Annotated in this window: 8 protein-coding genes; all 8 read right to left on the bottom strand. The window is 65.5% G+C overall.

The window, feature by feature from the left end:
- Positions 1–267: 267 nt before the first annotated feature.
- On the bottom strand, positions 268–3585 hold the full coding sequence (locus tag FHX72_RS07370; protein WP_068477316.1) for a hypothetical protein: 3318 nt from the start codon (positions 3583–3585) through the stop codon (positions 268–270).
- Between the two features lie 275 nt (positions 3586–3860).
- Positions 3861–5846 (bottom strand): acyltransferase family protein, encoded by a 1986-nt coding sequence (locus FHX72_RS19625; protein WP_338110102.1) that lies wholly within the window; start codon positions 5844–5846, stop codon positions 3861–3863.
- A gap of 120 nt (positions 5847–5966) precedes the next feature.
- The gene (locus FHX72_RS07360; protein WP_338110101.1) at positions 5967–7961 is read right to left on the bottom strand and encodes an acyltransferase family protein; all 1995 of its coding nucleotides are present in this window, start codon (positions 7959–7961) and stop codon (positions 5967–5969) included.
- Between the two features lie 171 nt (positions 7962–8132).
- Positions 8133–10124, bottom strand: coding sequence for an acyltransferase family protein (locus tag FHX72_RS07355; RefSeq protein ID WP_338110100.1), 1992 nt, complete (start codon positions 10122–10124; stop codon positions 8133–8135).
- A gap of 174 nt (positions 10125–10298) precedes the next feature.
- The gene (locus FHX72_RS07350; RefSeq protein WP_068479681.1) at positions 10299–11366 is read right to left on the bottom strand and encodes an NAD-dependent epimerase/dehydratase family protein; all 1068 of its coding nucleotides are present in this window, start codon (positions 11364–11366) and stop codon (positions 10299–10301) included.
- Between the two features lie 27 nt (positions 11367–11393).
- Entirely contained in the window at positions 11394–12677 is a 1284-nt protein-coding gene (locus FHX72_RS07345; RefSeq protein WP_068479679.1) for an alginate O-acetyltransferase AlgX-related protein, read from the bottom strand.
- Complete coding sequence (locus FHX72_RS07340) at positions 12674–13891, bottom strand: acyltransferase family protein (RefSeq protein ID WP_068493722.1); 1218 nt, start codon at positions 13889–13891, stop codon at positions 12674–12676. The genes FHX72_RS07345 and FHX72_RS07340 overlap by 4 nt, the downstream gene beginning before the upstream one ends.
- 168 nt (positions 13892–14059) lie before the next feature.
- Positions 14060–14692: a hypothetical protein gene (locus FHX72_RS07335; protein ID WP_068479675.1), complete on the bottom strand. Its 633-nt coding sequence runs from the start codon at positions 14690–14692 to the stop codon at positions 14060–14062.
- Positions 14693–14719 lie beyond the last annotated feature (27 nt).

The following is a 14719-nucleotide window of genomic DNA, read 5'->3' as shown; positions in this document are numbered from 1 at the left end:
CCGCGGCGGGGTCCTTCTGCGTTAGCCGAGCGCATCCGCTGGCAGGCCGCTCACGGAGCCCGGCCGCCTGTGGCGTCTTCTGCAGACTTGGGGGTTGCGCATCCGGATGACAGGGAACGGATGCGCGAGGCCCAGGTCTGCGTCGGCGGCAGCGCGGGCAAACGCAGAACGGGCGAACGCAGCGCGGGCGAACGCAGAACGACCCCCGCCGAAGCGGGGGTCGTTCTGCGTGTGCTGCCTGGCGCCTGAGCGCCTGGCCGTCACCGGCTAGCCGGCGACAGGCTCTCCGATGCGGAACGTGGAGAAGAGCTCACGGGACAGGGTGAACGTTGTCGGCTCGCTGGTCGGCGTCGGCTCAGCCTCGGCCTCGTCGTCAGCCGTGGCGGCTGGAGACTCAGCTGGGGTCTCGTTTGGCGTCTCGGCCGGCGTTTCCGTGGGTTCGGCCGAAGCCGACTCGGTTGCGTCCGGGCGTGCCGTCGGGTTGCCGTCGACACCGACCGTGCTCTCGGGCGCCGGGGCGCTCTCGGCCGGCGTCGTCTCCGTCGGAGCTGGCTCCTCCGTCGTGGGCTCCGCTTCCTCGGTGGAAGTGGGCGTCACGGTCGGCGAGGCGAGCGACGGGTCGATCGGGTGCAGCACGCCGTCCTTCACGAGGTAGAGCTTGCCGTCAGGGCCAAAGACCCGGTCGGTGATGGGCTCTGCGGTGGCCGAGACGGTGAGTCCCGCACCAACCTCGGGAGAGATGAGTGCAAACTCGAGGCCAAACGCCGCGGCGTGCTCCGGTGTCGCGAAGGGCACAAGCTCCCCGTCGACTCCGATGTACGAGACGCCGCCGACCGTCACTGCCGAGGTGTACAGCGGTGCTGTCTTCTCACCGAACTCCGCGAAGTTTGCGTTTGGCACGCTGCGCGGGTTGCTGATGTCGAGGCCAAGCTGGGCGGCAACCTCGGGAGAGCCAACCTGCAGCAGCTGGTCACCGTTCACAACCCACGTGCCGGTACCGGCGCGGTTCGTGATGACCTCACCTGCGGTGAGCGGCACCGCTGGCTCTGGAGCAACCGTCTCCGTTGGCTCTGGCGTGCCAGTTGGTGTGGCCGTCGACGTTGGCGTCGGCTCGACGGAGACCGTTGGCTCAACCGAAGTTGTTGGCTCCGGCGTTGCCGTCTGCGTTGGTGTGGCCGTTGGCGTCGGTGTAGCGGTCGCTGTAGCCGTCGGCGTTGGTGTCGCGGTTGGCGTCGGCGTTGCCGTCGGCGTGCCGTAGCCGGCAGGCACCTCGGTCAACTGCTCGCCACGCTTGGTGCTCGCCGCGAAGTTGTCCGAGACGGCGATGATGCCGCGTTCCCGTGCGCCAAGTGCGTCGAGGAGCTCGTCTGACGGGATGTGGCGTCGCTCGCCCTCGAAGACCAGGAAGATCTTGCCGTTGGCGGCGCGGATGAACTCAGTCATGTCATCGCCGGAGACGGGGAGCACCCCACAGAGCTGGCTCGAGATCGAGGTGAACTCGAGGCCGTAGCTCGCTTCGAGCTCAGGGGTGAGCGCGTGCGCCTGCCCCTTCGTCGAGATGTAGGCGGTGTCGCCGCAGCGGACGGCGTTCGAGGTGATCACCGTGTCGCTGACCGGGATGCGGTCGAACGAGGCCTGCGTGATAACGGAGGGCGCCGAGCCGAAGCCCATGTCCTTCGCCAGTTCCAGTGACGCGATGCTCGTCAGGTGAGCGCCGTCGAGGACGTACAGGTCGTCGCTGCTTGGGCTCTTGAGGAGCGCACCGTTGGTGATGCCGTTGCCGGTGTCGATGCCCTCGAGCGTGCCTTCCAGCACCGTGTAGACGGTGTCGGAGATGCCGCGCTTGCTGGCCTCGGCCTCAACGTCTGCCTTCGAGGAGAATTCGACGCGTTCGCCGCCCACCACGAGGTTGTACTTCGAGGAGTCTTCCTCCTGCACGAAGTGTGCACCGTAGACGGCGCCGTTCTTGCCAAGCACCCCGAGGATCTCGGGCGAGACAGTCACGAACTTCGACGCGCCGTAGGTGGAGGCGGGAACCCCGAGGAGTCCGCCGTCCGTCTGGACGTAGTACGAGGAGCCGTCGGTCACGAGGGGCTCTGCGGAGAGTGGCTCCCCTTCGGTGAGGCTGTCGAAGGCCGCACCGAAGGTGCCGGTCGGCTCAAACGCGTTGAAGTTGGTGAGCGCCGCGGGAACCGGGTGCGCCACAAACTTCTCGTCGAGCACAACCTTTGAGGTGCCCTCGAGGTTCTCGACAACAGCGCCTGGGCTGAGCAGCGGCTCCCCCTCGGTCAGGAAGTCGATCTTGTCGTCCTTGAGCTTCGTCGTTCCGATGTAGTAACCCTCGGTGCCGAGCTGCGCGATGTCCGCGACCTCGCGCTTGGTGGTGCCTTCGATGAAGAACATCTGGCCGCTACGGTTCTGCACAAACTTCTCGAGCGGTCCGCCGTTCTTGAAGCGGTCAAGCTGCTCCTGGGTGATCTTCGCGAGGTCGGAACCCTGTGGGTAACCGAAGTCTGCTGCGACAACCCAGTTGCGCACCTTCCGGAACACCCCATCGTCGATGTAGTAGGGCTGCCCGCCTGGGCCAACCAGGATCTCGCCGACGCTCACGCCGGTCGAGTAGCCGTCGAAGGTCGAGGACGGAACCGTCGAGACGGCGCCGAGTGCGTAGGCGAAGTCAGCAACCTTGGATGCGCTCACCGGGTAGCGGACTTCCTCTGAGAGGAAGTAGACCTGCGAGTCACCCTCGGCCTTCACCAGCCACGGCACGCTCACGGCACCCTTCGGGTCACCGAACCAGTCGGTGTACATGCTCCAGAAGTTGCGGTTACCGTACGCGGAGCATCCATCGCCCTCGCCGTACATGTTGTTCAGTGCAGCCTGGTTGGGCTGGTACGGCGTGTAGTTGTAGAGACCGGCCGTCGCGTAGTTCGAGATCTGCACTGCGGACGAGCCGCAGGAGAAGTTGGGGTTGTACAGCACGTTGTTCGTCGCGAACGGGATGTGGTTGAAGCTGTACGGGTTGGCCTTGTAGTACTGGAACTGCCGAGCCGCGTTGTAGACCTGGTAGAAGAAGCCGCCGTAGCTCTGGTCGCAGGGTGCGGTGTCAGGGCAGCCGAATCCGGTCGCAGCCGCGAGCCGACCGAGAGTCGGGCTGGACATCGAAACGAGGCTCTGCTCCTTCTCGAGGAGCACCAACATTGCCTTCTGGCTGAAGTTGCAGGCCTGCCCGACCTTGGCGATGATGTCCGCCGCGGACTCGCCGCCACCGGCACCCGAGTAGGCCGAGCAGTACTGCGTGCCCGGCATGTTGGGGGTTGCCTGCGTGTAGTTGCGCAGCGCCGTCGACGACGACGAGCTGTTGCGCGAGACGAGGAACTGCTGAACCTCGGCGGACGACAGCGCATTGCCGTTGTAGAAGTTCTCATCGCTGATGAGGTTGCCCGGGTCGAACGCGCTGGCGTCGGCCGCAGAAGCAGCTTCGATGCCGCCCGTGGTCGGGTTCGAGGCGATGAGTTGCAGCCCGAGCAGCCCGGAGGCTGCTACCGCTGCGGTAGCAAAAATGGCAAGAGTACGGCGAAACATGAGTTCCCAACACGTCGGTCGACTGGGCACTGGGCATTCACGGAGTACACCGAGAAGGCTCAGCAGTTTCCAAGTATGCATACATGCGTCACGGAACTCCACACCTGTCCCAACTTTCACATGAGTCACATAAGTAACATCGACCCACCGGCGGGGAGCTCCTCCCCCGCCATTGCGGGGCAGGCGGCGCGACCACCAGCACACGCAACACGCGACACGCCGCAAAAAGAAATACCCGGGAAATTGCGAACCAGGGGGTAATGGCGGTCAGCGCGTCAGTTGGTTGCCTGCAGCAGCTCGTCCATCTGCGAGCCGAACTCCCCCGCCAGCGCCCTGGAGAAGGTCGCTGTGAGGTGCGAGCTTGGGGAGTCCTGGTACACGACCAGGTTGCCAACAACCGCCTGGCACACCTCCGCGGTGCACAGCTGGTCCGTCACGTCGATCGTCGAAAGGCCAAGCCGGTCGGCGAGGAGGGTTGCGCGGTCTGGATGCGCCTCGAGACCGTCGGCGAACGAGATCTCGCACCGATTGGCGACCAGCGGGTCGCCGCCGCTCGCATCCAGGCATGCGTACACGGATTCGGGGATGAGCGGCACATCCACAACCGGCACAAGCCGCACTCCCTGCTCAACCAGCGACGACCAGTACGCCTCGACGTTCTCGATCGGGCTGTCGGACGCCCGGTAGCCCCCCGCAAGCACGAGGTCGAAGTCCTCCGACAGCAACGCGTCGATGGTGGCGGGCGCGCCTGCGCACAGCTCGGCCGGTCCCTCATCGCAGCGCATACCCACAAACGTCGAGAGCGACCAGCCGCGCGCATCCACCGCCTCAATCAGGCCGGGGATGAGGTGGGCCGCGTGCGAGTCGCCGATGAGGGCAATCCGCACCTCGCCGTCTGGGTTGCCGTAGTCGCAGCGTTCGAGGGGCCCGTGGGAGGGGGCGAAGCAGTCATACATGCCGCCCTTGTCTTCCGTACGCACAGACAGGCCGGGGACCAGCGGGGCGTTGGGGTCGGTTGCCATGTCGGGTCCGGTCAGGACCGTGGAGGCGCCGTCCGAGTCAGGCGGGGTGGGAACAAAGAGGAGTAGGGACGCCGCGGCGACGGAGCCGGCCGCGAGCATCCCGATCGCACCAGGCACGTACCCGCGCCACGTTGCAGCTGAGCGCCGCGACGCCCGGCGGAACCGGTCCTCGACGAGGGGCTTGCTAAGGGCGGCCAGGCCGATGGATGCGGCAATCACGACGAGCTTGTCAACCGTCGTGAAGCCTCGCCCGAGGGCGTAGGGCAGGATCACGATGATCGGCCAGTGCCAGAGGTACACCGAGTAGGAAATGTCGCCGAGGTAAACGATGGGCTTCACCCGGCCCAGGAGTGCTGGCGAGACGGCGCCCCGCACATCCCCCGCCCAGATGACGAGCATGGTCCCGACAACTGGTAGCAGCGCCGTCGCTCCCGGGAACGAGACACCCTCCGGGAGGAGCATGATCGTCGCGCCCAGCATCGCGTAGCCAAGCCAAGACGCCACCACGCGCGTCGGGAGCGAGGTCAACTTCGACGCATCCGCCCCGAACTTCCCAGGCAGCACCGCCAACAGCGCACCGGCCGCGAACTCCCACGCCCGCGAGAACGTCGAGAAATAGGACAGCGACGGCTCAGCCGCCGTCACCCACAACGAATACGCCAACGACGCAACAAAAACCGCGGCAACCGCGAGGAGCGCGTACCGGCGAACCAACACCACCCGCGTGACGTGCGCGCGAGCCTCGCTCGAACCAACCGGCGGCCTGCGGCGCAACGCACGCACCGCAACCCACGTCGACGCCGCAAACAGCAGCGGCCAGAGGATGTAGAACTGCTCCTCCACCGACAACGACCAGAAATGCTGCGTCGGACCAACGATGTAATCCCGCGCCAAGTAACTGACCGACTCGCCAGCAAGGTTCCAGTTCTGCACATAAAACGTCGACGCCAACACGCCCCGAAGCGCAGGCCCCCAACTCGACGCCGGCAACCACACCACCGACGCGACCGCCGTCAACACCAGCACAACACACGCCATCGGCAACAAGCGCCGGCTCCGGTTCGCCCAGAACTTCGCCAACGAAATCCGACCGTGATCCTGCGCATGCCGCAACAAGTGCGCCGTGATCAAAAAGCCAGAGATCACAAAGAAAATGTCAACGCCGACATAGCCACCCGTAAACCGATTCGGCCACAAGTGATACAACAACACCGCACCAACCGCGACCGCACGCAACACCTGAATATCAAGGCGGATGGGTGCACGGGAGCCGTTCACGCCGCCCACTGCGGGCGAGGTTGAGCTCCTCCGAGTACCTGGCACGCCATCATGCTAAGTCGCGGGAGGGCCCGAGCATCCTCAGCCGATCCCCCGCTCCTCGAGGATCTTCGAGATCTGCACGCCAAAGTCCTCCGCGAGGGTTCGCGAGAACGTTGTTGTGAGGTGCGAGCTTGGGGAGTCCTGGTACACGATCGTGTTGCCCACGACTGCCTGGCAGGCCTCGGCCGTGCAGAAATGCGACGTGAGGTCGATGACCGGCAGCCCAAGCTTGTCGGCGATGGGCTTCGACCGGTCTGGATGCACCTCAAACGCGTCCTTCAGCGAGATCTCGCACTTGTTGGCCGCCAGCGGGTCGCCGTCACTCTCGTCGAGGCACGTGTGTGCGGTCTCGGGGTTGAAGGGCACGTCAACAATCGGCACGAGGGGCAGGCCAAGTTCAACAAGGCGGGTCCAGTACGACTCGACCGTCTCCGGCTTGCCGCCCGAGAAACGGAACGCTCCCACCAAGACAAGGTCGTAGTTGTTCTCCTCGAGCGCCGCGATGGTGTCCTCGCCACCAACGCAGAACGGCGTTGGCCCTGCGTCGCAGTTCATGCCGAGGTACGTCGTCAGCGACCACCCCTCGATCTCGGCCATGTCGGTCAGGGCCGGAACAAAGTGGGCCGCGTGCGAGTCGCCGATGAGCGCGATGCGGACATCCGCCCCCTTTGGCCCGTACTGGCAGGGCACCATGCCCGAATTCGCCGTATCAAAGCAGTCGTACATCCCGGCCCGGTCTTCGGCCCTGACCGCCAGGTCGGGCATCAGCGGCAGGGTGGGGTCTGTCTCCTTCGCGGCACTCACGATTTCTTCGGAAACGCCATCCGGGTCAGGGGCCGGGGGCACAACCATCACCAACGCGGTTGCTGCGACCGCGGCGGCCGCAACCATGCCAACAACCCCGGGCACAAAGCCGCGCCACGAGGTAGCGGTCCAGCGCATGCCCTGGCGGAACCGGTCCTCAATGAGCGGCTTGCTGAGGGCGGCCAGGCCAACGGATGCGGCAATCACCACCAGCTTGTCAACCGTCGTAAAGCTGCGCTCGAGCGCGTACGGCAGGATCACGATGATCGGCCAGTGCCAGAGATACACCGAGTACGAGATGTCGCCGAGGTACGTGACGGGACGGACCCGCGACAGGAGCGCCGGCGTGAAGGCGCCACGAACATCCCCAGCCCAGATCACGAGCATGGTGCCAACAACGGGCAGCGCCGCCGTTGCGCCGGGGAAGGGCACCCCGACGGGGAGCAGCACGATCGTCGCGCCCAGCATGGCGTAGCCAAGCCACGACGCCACAGCGCGGGTGGGGAGCTTCGTGAGCTCTGACGCATCCGCCCCGAACTTGCCTGGCAGCACCGCCAAGAGCGCGCCGGCCGCGAACTCCCACGCCCGAGAGAACGTCGAGAAATAGGACAGTGACGGCTCCGCGGCCGTGACCCACAACGAGTAGGCCAACGAGGCGACGAAGATGAGGGCAACGGCGACCGCTGCGGCGCGGCGCACCCCCACCACCTGCGAGACGTGGGCCAGGGCCGTGCCCCGGCTCTCCGCGCTCCCGCGACGGCGGATCGCGCGGACCGCAAGCGCCGTCGTCAGGACAAACAGCAGCGGCCAGAGGATGTAGAACTGCTCCTCCACAGACAACGACCAGAAATGCTGCGTCGGACCAACGATGTAGTCACGCGCCAGGTAGCTGACCGACTCGCCAGCGAGGTTCCAGTTCTGCACGTAGAACGTCGACGCCAACACACCACGAAGCGCCGGACCCCAGCTCGACGCTGGCAACCACACCACCGACGCCACCGCCGTCAAAACCAACACAACACACGCCATCGGCAGCAAGCGCCGGCTCCGGTTCGCCCAGAACTTCGCCAACGAAATCCGGCCGTGATCCTGCGCGTGCCGCAACAAGTGCGCCGTGATCAAGAAGCCAGAGATCACAAAGAAAATATCGACACCGACATAGCCACCCGTAAACCGATTCGGCCACAAGTGATACAACAACACCGCACCAACGGCGACGGCACGCAACACCTGGATATCAAGGCGCACGCGGCGACGCCCCGGGGAAGCCTCCTCCAGCGGGCGTTGCGTGTGAGGTTCGACAATCTCCGGCACAGCACAACAGTAGAGGTAGGCGCCTTCAATGTGCGCTTCACTCTTCACGAGAATCGCCGCGCACGATCTCGCGATCCGAATGTCGCCTTAAAGTACGCCTTCGCGGACCAGCAGCGCCGTCACCTGCGCCGTGAGGTCTTCGGCCAGCGTCTTCGAGAACGTTGTGGTCATGTGTGAGCTCGTCGAGTCCTGGTACACAATCGTGTTACCGATGACAATCTGGCACGCTTCCGCCGTGCAGAAGCTCGCCGTGAGGTCGATGACCGGCAGCCCCAGCTTGTCCGCGATGGGCTTTGACCGGTCGGGGTGCGTTTCCAGTGCCTCCTGCAGCGACGTTTCGCACGTGTTTGCCTTGAGGGGGTCGCCGCCACTCTCGTCCAGGCAGTCGAAGGTGGACTCCGGGTTGAAGGGCACGTCCACAATCGGCACCAGCGGCATGCCCATCTCAACCAACGACGTCCAGTACGCCTCGACCTCCGCCGGCTCCCTCGCCGAGTTGCGGAAGGCCCCGACCAGTACCAGGTCGTAGTCCCCGGACTGCAGCCCAGCGATTGTGTCCTGCGCCCCGGCGCACAGCGGAGTTGGACCGGCGTCGCAGTTCATACCCACGTAGGTCGTCAGGGCCCAGCCCTGCGCATCCACCATGTCGATGAGGGCCGGGATGAAGTGCGCCGCGTGCGAGTCCCCGATCAGCGCGATCCGAACCTCGGAGTCCTCCACTCCGTACTCGCAGCGCTCGAGGCCCTCGTTGTAGTAGTCGAAGCAGTCGTACATCTCCGTGCGGTCGTCGGCCCGCACGGAGAGGTCCGGCGTCAGCGGCAGGGTGGGGTCGGTGGCCTTGTCTGCGCTCGCGATGACCTCGGAGACGTCATCGGCGTCTGGCGCAGGTGGCACGAGCACAAACAGCGCGGTGGCGGCGACGGCCCCGGACACCACCATGCCAACAACCCCGGGCACAAAGCCGCGCCACGAGGTGGCGGTCCAGCGCATGCCCTGGCGGAACCGGTCTTCGATGAGGGGCTTGCTGAGGGCGGCCAGGCCGATGGATGCGGCAATCACGATCAGCTTGTCAACCGTCGCGAAGTTGCGCTCCAGCGCGTAGGGCAGGATCACGATGATCGGCCAGTGCCAGAGGTATACCGAGTACGAGATGTCGCCGAGGTACGTGACGGGGCGGATCCGCGAGACGAGCGCTGGCGTGAACGCGCCACGGACATCCCCCGCCCAAATCACCAGCACGGTACCAACGACAGGAAGCAGGGCCGTCGCTCCCGGGAACGAGACACCCTCCGGGAGGAGCATGATCGTCGCGCCCAGCATCGCGTAGCCAAGCCAAGACGCCACCACGCGCGTCGGGAGCGAGGTCAACTTCGACGCATCCGCCCCGAACTTCCCAGGCAGCACCGCCAACAGCGCACCGGCCGCGAACTCCCACGCCCGCGAGAACGTCGAGAAATAGGACAGCGACGGCTCAGCCGCCGTCACCCACAACGAATACGCCAACGACGCAACAAAAACCGCGGCAACCGCGAGGAGCGCGTACCGGCGAACCAACACCACCCGCGTGACGTGCGCGCGAGCCTCGCTCGAACCAACCGGCGGCCTGCGGCGCAACGCACGCACCGCAACCCACGTCGACGCCGCAAACAGCAGCGGCCAGAGGATGTAGAACTGCTCCTCCACCGACAACGACCAGAAATGCTGCGTCGGACCAACGATGTAATCCCGCGCCAAGTAACTGACCGACTCGCCAGCAAGGTTCCAGTTCTGCACATAAAACGTCGACGCCAACACGCCCCGAAGCGCAGGCCCCCAACTCGACGCCGGCAACCACACCACCGACGCGACCGCCGTCAACACCAGCACAACACACGCCATCGGCAACAAGCGCCGGCTCCGGTTCGCCCAGAACTTCGCCAACGAAATCCGACCGTGATCCTGCGCATGCCGCAACAAGTGCGCCGTGATCAAAAAGCCAGAGATCACAAAGAAAATGTCAACGCCGACATAGCCACCCGTAAACCGATTCGGCCACAAGTGATACAACAACACCGCACCAACCGCGACCGCACGCAACACCTGAATATCAAGGCGCTGCGTTCTGGCGCCCGCGTTCGACGAGCCCTTCGTGGTCACCGCTGTGCCCGAGGTCGCCAAAGAGGTGTTCGTCACAGGAGCGACTTTGGAGAGATCTGGCACGGCACCATGCTACTGACCGGTTCACTCGTGCGAGGCCGCGGCGCGGCACCCGCCTCAGCTGAGCGCCGGGGACCCCTCCTGCGCATCGATCCACGTGCACAGCTGGCGCACTCCCGCATCCACCATCACCTTCGGCTGCCACGACAAGGCCTCTTCGGCCTCCGCGATGTCGCAGGACGCGTGACGCACGTCTCCGTTGCGGAACTTCCCGTTGATCACCGGCGCCGGTGCGCCGTAGAAGTTGGCGATGAGCTGCGCCAACGCCAACACGCTGGTGCCCTCACCCGAGCCGATGTCGTACGCGTGCTTGTTTTCGCCTGACGTCAGCACCCCGGAAACCAGCGCGTCCGCGACGTCGTCGATGAAAACAAAGTCGCGCACGATCTCGCCGTCCTCGTAGACCGGGATGGTCTTGCCAGCCTTCGCCTGCTGGGCAAAAAACGAGACGATGCCCGTGTACGGGTTGATGAGCGACTGGCCAGGCCCGTAGACGTTCTGCAGCCGGAACAGCACCGGAGTCACCCCAAGCGAGAGGCACCACGAGCTCAGGATGTGCTCCTGCGCGAGCTTCGTGGCCCCGTACACGCTGGTCGGGCGCGGCTCAACCCGCGACGAGAGGAACGGGAGCGCCGACAGCCCGGGGAAGTCCCACTCCCCGCGCTCGAGCATCGCCGCCGAACGCTGACCCGGGTAGCTCACGGCCCCCTCGTCGTCGGCCCACGCGCCCTCGCCGTACACCGCGCGGCTCGAGGTCAGCACGATCTTCTTGGGGAGCGCATCCGCACGCACAAAGGCGTCGAGCATCTCGGTGGTCCCAACAACGTTCACTCGTGCGTGGCGGCTCGCCTCGAGGAGCGACTGCCCCGTGCCCGTTTCCGCGGCGAGGTGGATGACCACGTCTGGCTTCACGTCGGCCAGCAGCCTGTCCCAATCGGCGGGCACCGTCACGTCGCCCTGCACAAACTCGACGCGCTCATCAAGTGCGGCCGGGCGCTCAGCGCTCGGGTGAATTTGCGGGTGCAGGTTGTCGGAGGCGACCACGCGGTCGAAGTGCTCCGGCAGTCGCGTGGAGAGTGCGGTTCCGATGAATCCGGCGCCGCCGGTGATCAGGCAAGTCGACATGGGTGTCCTTCTCTGTCCGCCCCGAGATCACTCGGGGAGCGTTGGAATCCAATTGAGGTAGCGCTCGGTGATCTCGAAGACCACAACGTCTGGCTGAAACTCATCGGCTTCCGCAACGATATCGGCGGGCGGGCCCGCCGAGCCAAGATTATGGCCGATCTGCTTCGTCGAAGCGAAGCCCGCCTGCCAGGCGGGGCCGATGCTGTTGCCCTGGCTGTCGCGCACGATGAGCGCCGTCGCCTCGGACTGCGGGTCCAGGGTTTCGGTCATGGCGGGGAGCTCCAGCATGTCGAGCCGCTCGGCCGTTGTTGTTTCGACCACCGTGCCGTCGCCGGAGGTCAGGAGCATCTTGGATGCCGGCGACTGCAGCACCGGCTGCGCCCAATCGACGGGAGCTTCGCTGAGCGCAAGCCCCGGCTCTGGCTGCGAGTCATCGGCGGGAACCGGTTCCAGTTCCGAGAACTCGAGTGGGCTCAATGACGCGTACTTTTCATCGACGGAGCCGAGGCACGCCGCCAGCTGCTCCCAGCCGATCGCTGCGCCGTAGGGACTCCAGTGGCTGTTGCCAGGCGCGTAGACGGGGCCACCAGACTTCGCGTCGCGAAGCGCCTGCCGCATGTCCATGATGGGCAGCTCCGGATACGAGGTGATCAAGTATTCAAGCGTTGTGGGCCCGCGCAACTCCTCGGCCCAATCCGGCAGCATCTCCGGGTACACCGACCAGTCAGCAGGCACCACCTGGATCACGAGGTCGATGTCCCGCTCGTCGAGCTCGCCGCGCAGCTCGGTGAAGTAGCCGGCCCACTCGTCGGCCTCATCGGCGCTGAGGAACGACCGCCCGAGCGACTGCGAGAAGTTGTTGGCCTCGATGTCGCCCCAGAACATCCAGTTGTCGTCGCCGGCAACCGCGACCCGCGGGGTCTCGAGCTTCGCGAGCTCGGCGGAGTAGACGGCCTCGCTCGCCTCCCTCGCCTCGCCCGTCCACGGCGAACCGGTCACGACGTCAACGGGCTTCGGCGCGCACACGTCGGCAGTCGAGGTTGTGGATGCTGGGGTCGCGGAGGTCTCAACGGTCACGGGCTGCGCCGTCTGCGTTTCCTGCACGGCACCGGGCGGCACAACCTGTTTGGCAGCATCCCGAGCCGTGACGACGCCCGTGATGGTTGCGATCAGCGCGGCAACAACCAAGAGGATCAGCGGAACCAGGCGCACACGATGCCAGCGCTGGGCCCACGTGCGGCGCCCGTCCTCCGACTTGGGCTCGGTGAAGCCGTCGTCTGGGCGCAGGCCCCCTGGGCCAACGGCGGTCACGCGCCCGCCCCATCGTTCTCGGAGCGGAGACGTGCCGCGAAGTTCGACGACGAATACGCGGGGTTCACGAGCCTGCGCTTCACCGCGTCAACACGCGGTTTCCCCTTCGCGAGCAGCCACGCGAGCCACTTCGGAGTCCAGTTCTTCAGGCTCATGGCCGGGCTCTCGATCAGGTGCCAGGAGAGGTACGCGCAGATATGCGCCGCGATCGCGATGACCAGGTGGTACACAAACCAGCCGGCGTCCTGGAGCCCGAAGTAGGCGCCAAACTGCATGAGCGGCCACGCAAAAATGTAGATGCCGTAGGAGAGGTCGCCGTGCTTCTCCCACCGGTTGAGGCGCGGGGTGCGGATGGCAAACCACATGAGGAAGTACATGAGGAAGTACTGACCCCACATGTTCCAGCCGCCGGACGCGTACGTAAACGCCGCGACGCAGACCGCAAGCACGGCGAGCCGGTCGTCGATCGGGATCTTGTCCCCGAACAGCGCGAACAGCATCCCAAACGCAAACGGGGCGAAGAACATCGGCATAAACGGGTTCGTGAGGAACGGGCTGATCGACAGCATGTCCACCCAGCCGCTCCACGTGAGGAAGTTGACCCCGATGATGCCAACCGCGATGATGCCGCCGACGATGCGGTTCGAGAAAACGCCAAACAGCCCAAGTACGCCGACCATGATGTAGGCGCGGAACTCGTACATGAGTGTCCAGGCCGAGCCGTTCCAGTCGAAGCCGCCCAGCTGTCCCAGCGGCAGGGAGCCGCCCATGCCAGCGATGTTGCGCTGCCCAAGATCGAGCCACATGTTGTTGAGGAAGTACGTGTACGGAGACTGCGAGGTGGCGTTCCAGAAGCCATCCATCGTGCCTGCTTCTTGGAACCACGCGATTGGCGCCAGCACAAAGGCCGTCGTCAGCAGCGCCAGCCAGAACGCAGGGAAGATGCGCAGCACACGACGCCAGAAGAAGCGGAAGATCGTGGACTTCCCGCGCCTGCTCTGCGTGATCAGATAGCCGGAAAAGAAGAAGAAACCAGCGACGGCAACGCCGCCGATGGACTGCTCGGACGACACCTGCGTACCGAGGTCGTGGCCGCCGTAGAAGCCGCCAAGCGGACCGGCGTGCGCGAAGATCACGGCAAACGCGAGCAGCCAGCGCAGAAACCCGATGCTGTTCGCCCGAGGGTCGAACGCCTTATCGAGCATCAGCGGCATGGGGTCCTCGGGAGAGTCGGAAAGTGGTCACGACAGCGAAGCGCGTGGGTCCGCGCCGCACAGTATCGTAACTCGACTCCGTCAGCAGAAGCCTGGGCCGCTGATCTGGGCTTCCAGCGTGACCTCAGGCCTGACCTTCACGGCGGATGCGCGTGAGGCCCCGTGAGGTCAGCCGACCGTCACCGTCATTGGCTCGCTGAATCCGTCACCCTCTGGACCCTCGTACTGCATGACGGCTTCCCAGTCGCCCGCCTGGATCGCCGGGTCGCGCAGGTTGACGATGCAGCTCGACGCCTCGGTGTCCGCGGAGGTGGGGGCCGTGACAGCCGCCGTCGCGATAAACGTCTCCGGCCCGTTTCGGAGGACCAGCGTGCACGTGCCGCCTGGCTCCGTCGTCGACACCAGCGCGGCCGCCGAGATGACGCTCTGGTCTGGCACCCAGTACACACGACTCAGGGAAACCTGCACGGCGGGTTCGCCAGCAGGCTCGCTTGGCTGCGCCGTCGTGGTCTCGGTCACCGTCACGGTTGGCACCGGCGTGGCGGTGACAATCAGGGTCTCCGGGACGGCGACCTCAGTCGCCTGCGGCAGCGTCGTCACCGGGGTGGTGTTGTCCGGCGGCGCCTGCTGGCCAAGCGGGTTCATAAGCACAAACACGATCGCGGCGATCGCAACGGCCGCGGCAATCAGAAGGCCAATGACCAACCCGCGACCGGCGCCACGGCGCTCGGCCTGACTCTCCAGTTCCTCGAGCTCGTCAGGGTCGTACTTGCCGCCAAGCGGTGTTTCGCCACCAGTCATCAGCCACCTCCAGTCGCAGACACGGTA

This window comes from Pseudoclavibacter helvolus (assembly GCF_014191305.1).
GTDB classification, from domain to species: Bacteria; Actinomycetota; Actinomycetes; order Actinomycetales; family Microbacteriaceae; genus Pseudoclavibacter; species Pseudoclavibacter helvolus.
Note: the sequence above shows the minus strand (reverse complement) of the source record. Positions and strands in the feature narration are given on the sequence as shown.

Excerpts from the sequence above, each read along its gene's own strand:
- FHX72_RS07370 (WP_068477316.1), bottom strand. The coding sequence starts at position 3,585 with ATGTTTCGCCGTACTCTTGCCATTTTTGCTACCGCAGCGGTAGCAGCC.
- FHX72_RS07350 (WP_068479681.1), bottom strand. The coding sequence starts at position 11,366 with ATGTCGACTTGCCTGATCACCGGCGGCGCCGGATTCATCGGAACCGCA.
- FHX72_RS07340 (WP_068493722.1), bottom strand. The coding sequence starts at position 13,891 with ATGCCGCTGATGCTCGATAAGGCGTTCGACCCTCGGGCGAACAGCATC.
- FHX72_RS07335 (WP_068479675.1), bottom strand. The coding sequence starts at position 14,692 with ATGACTGGTGGCGAAACACCGCTTGGCGGCAAGTACGACCCTGACGAG.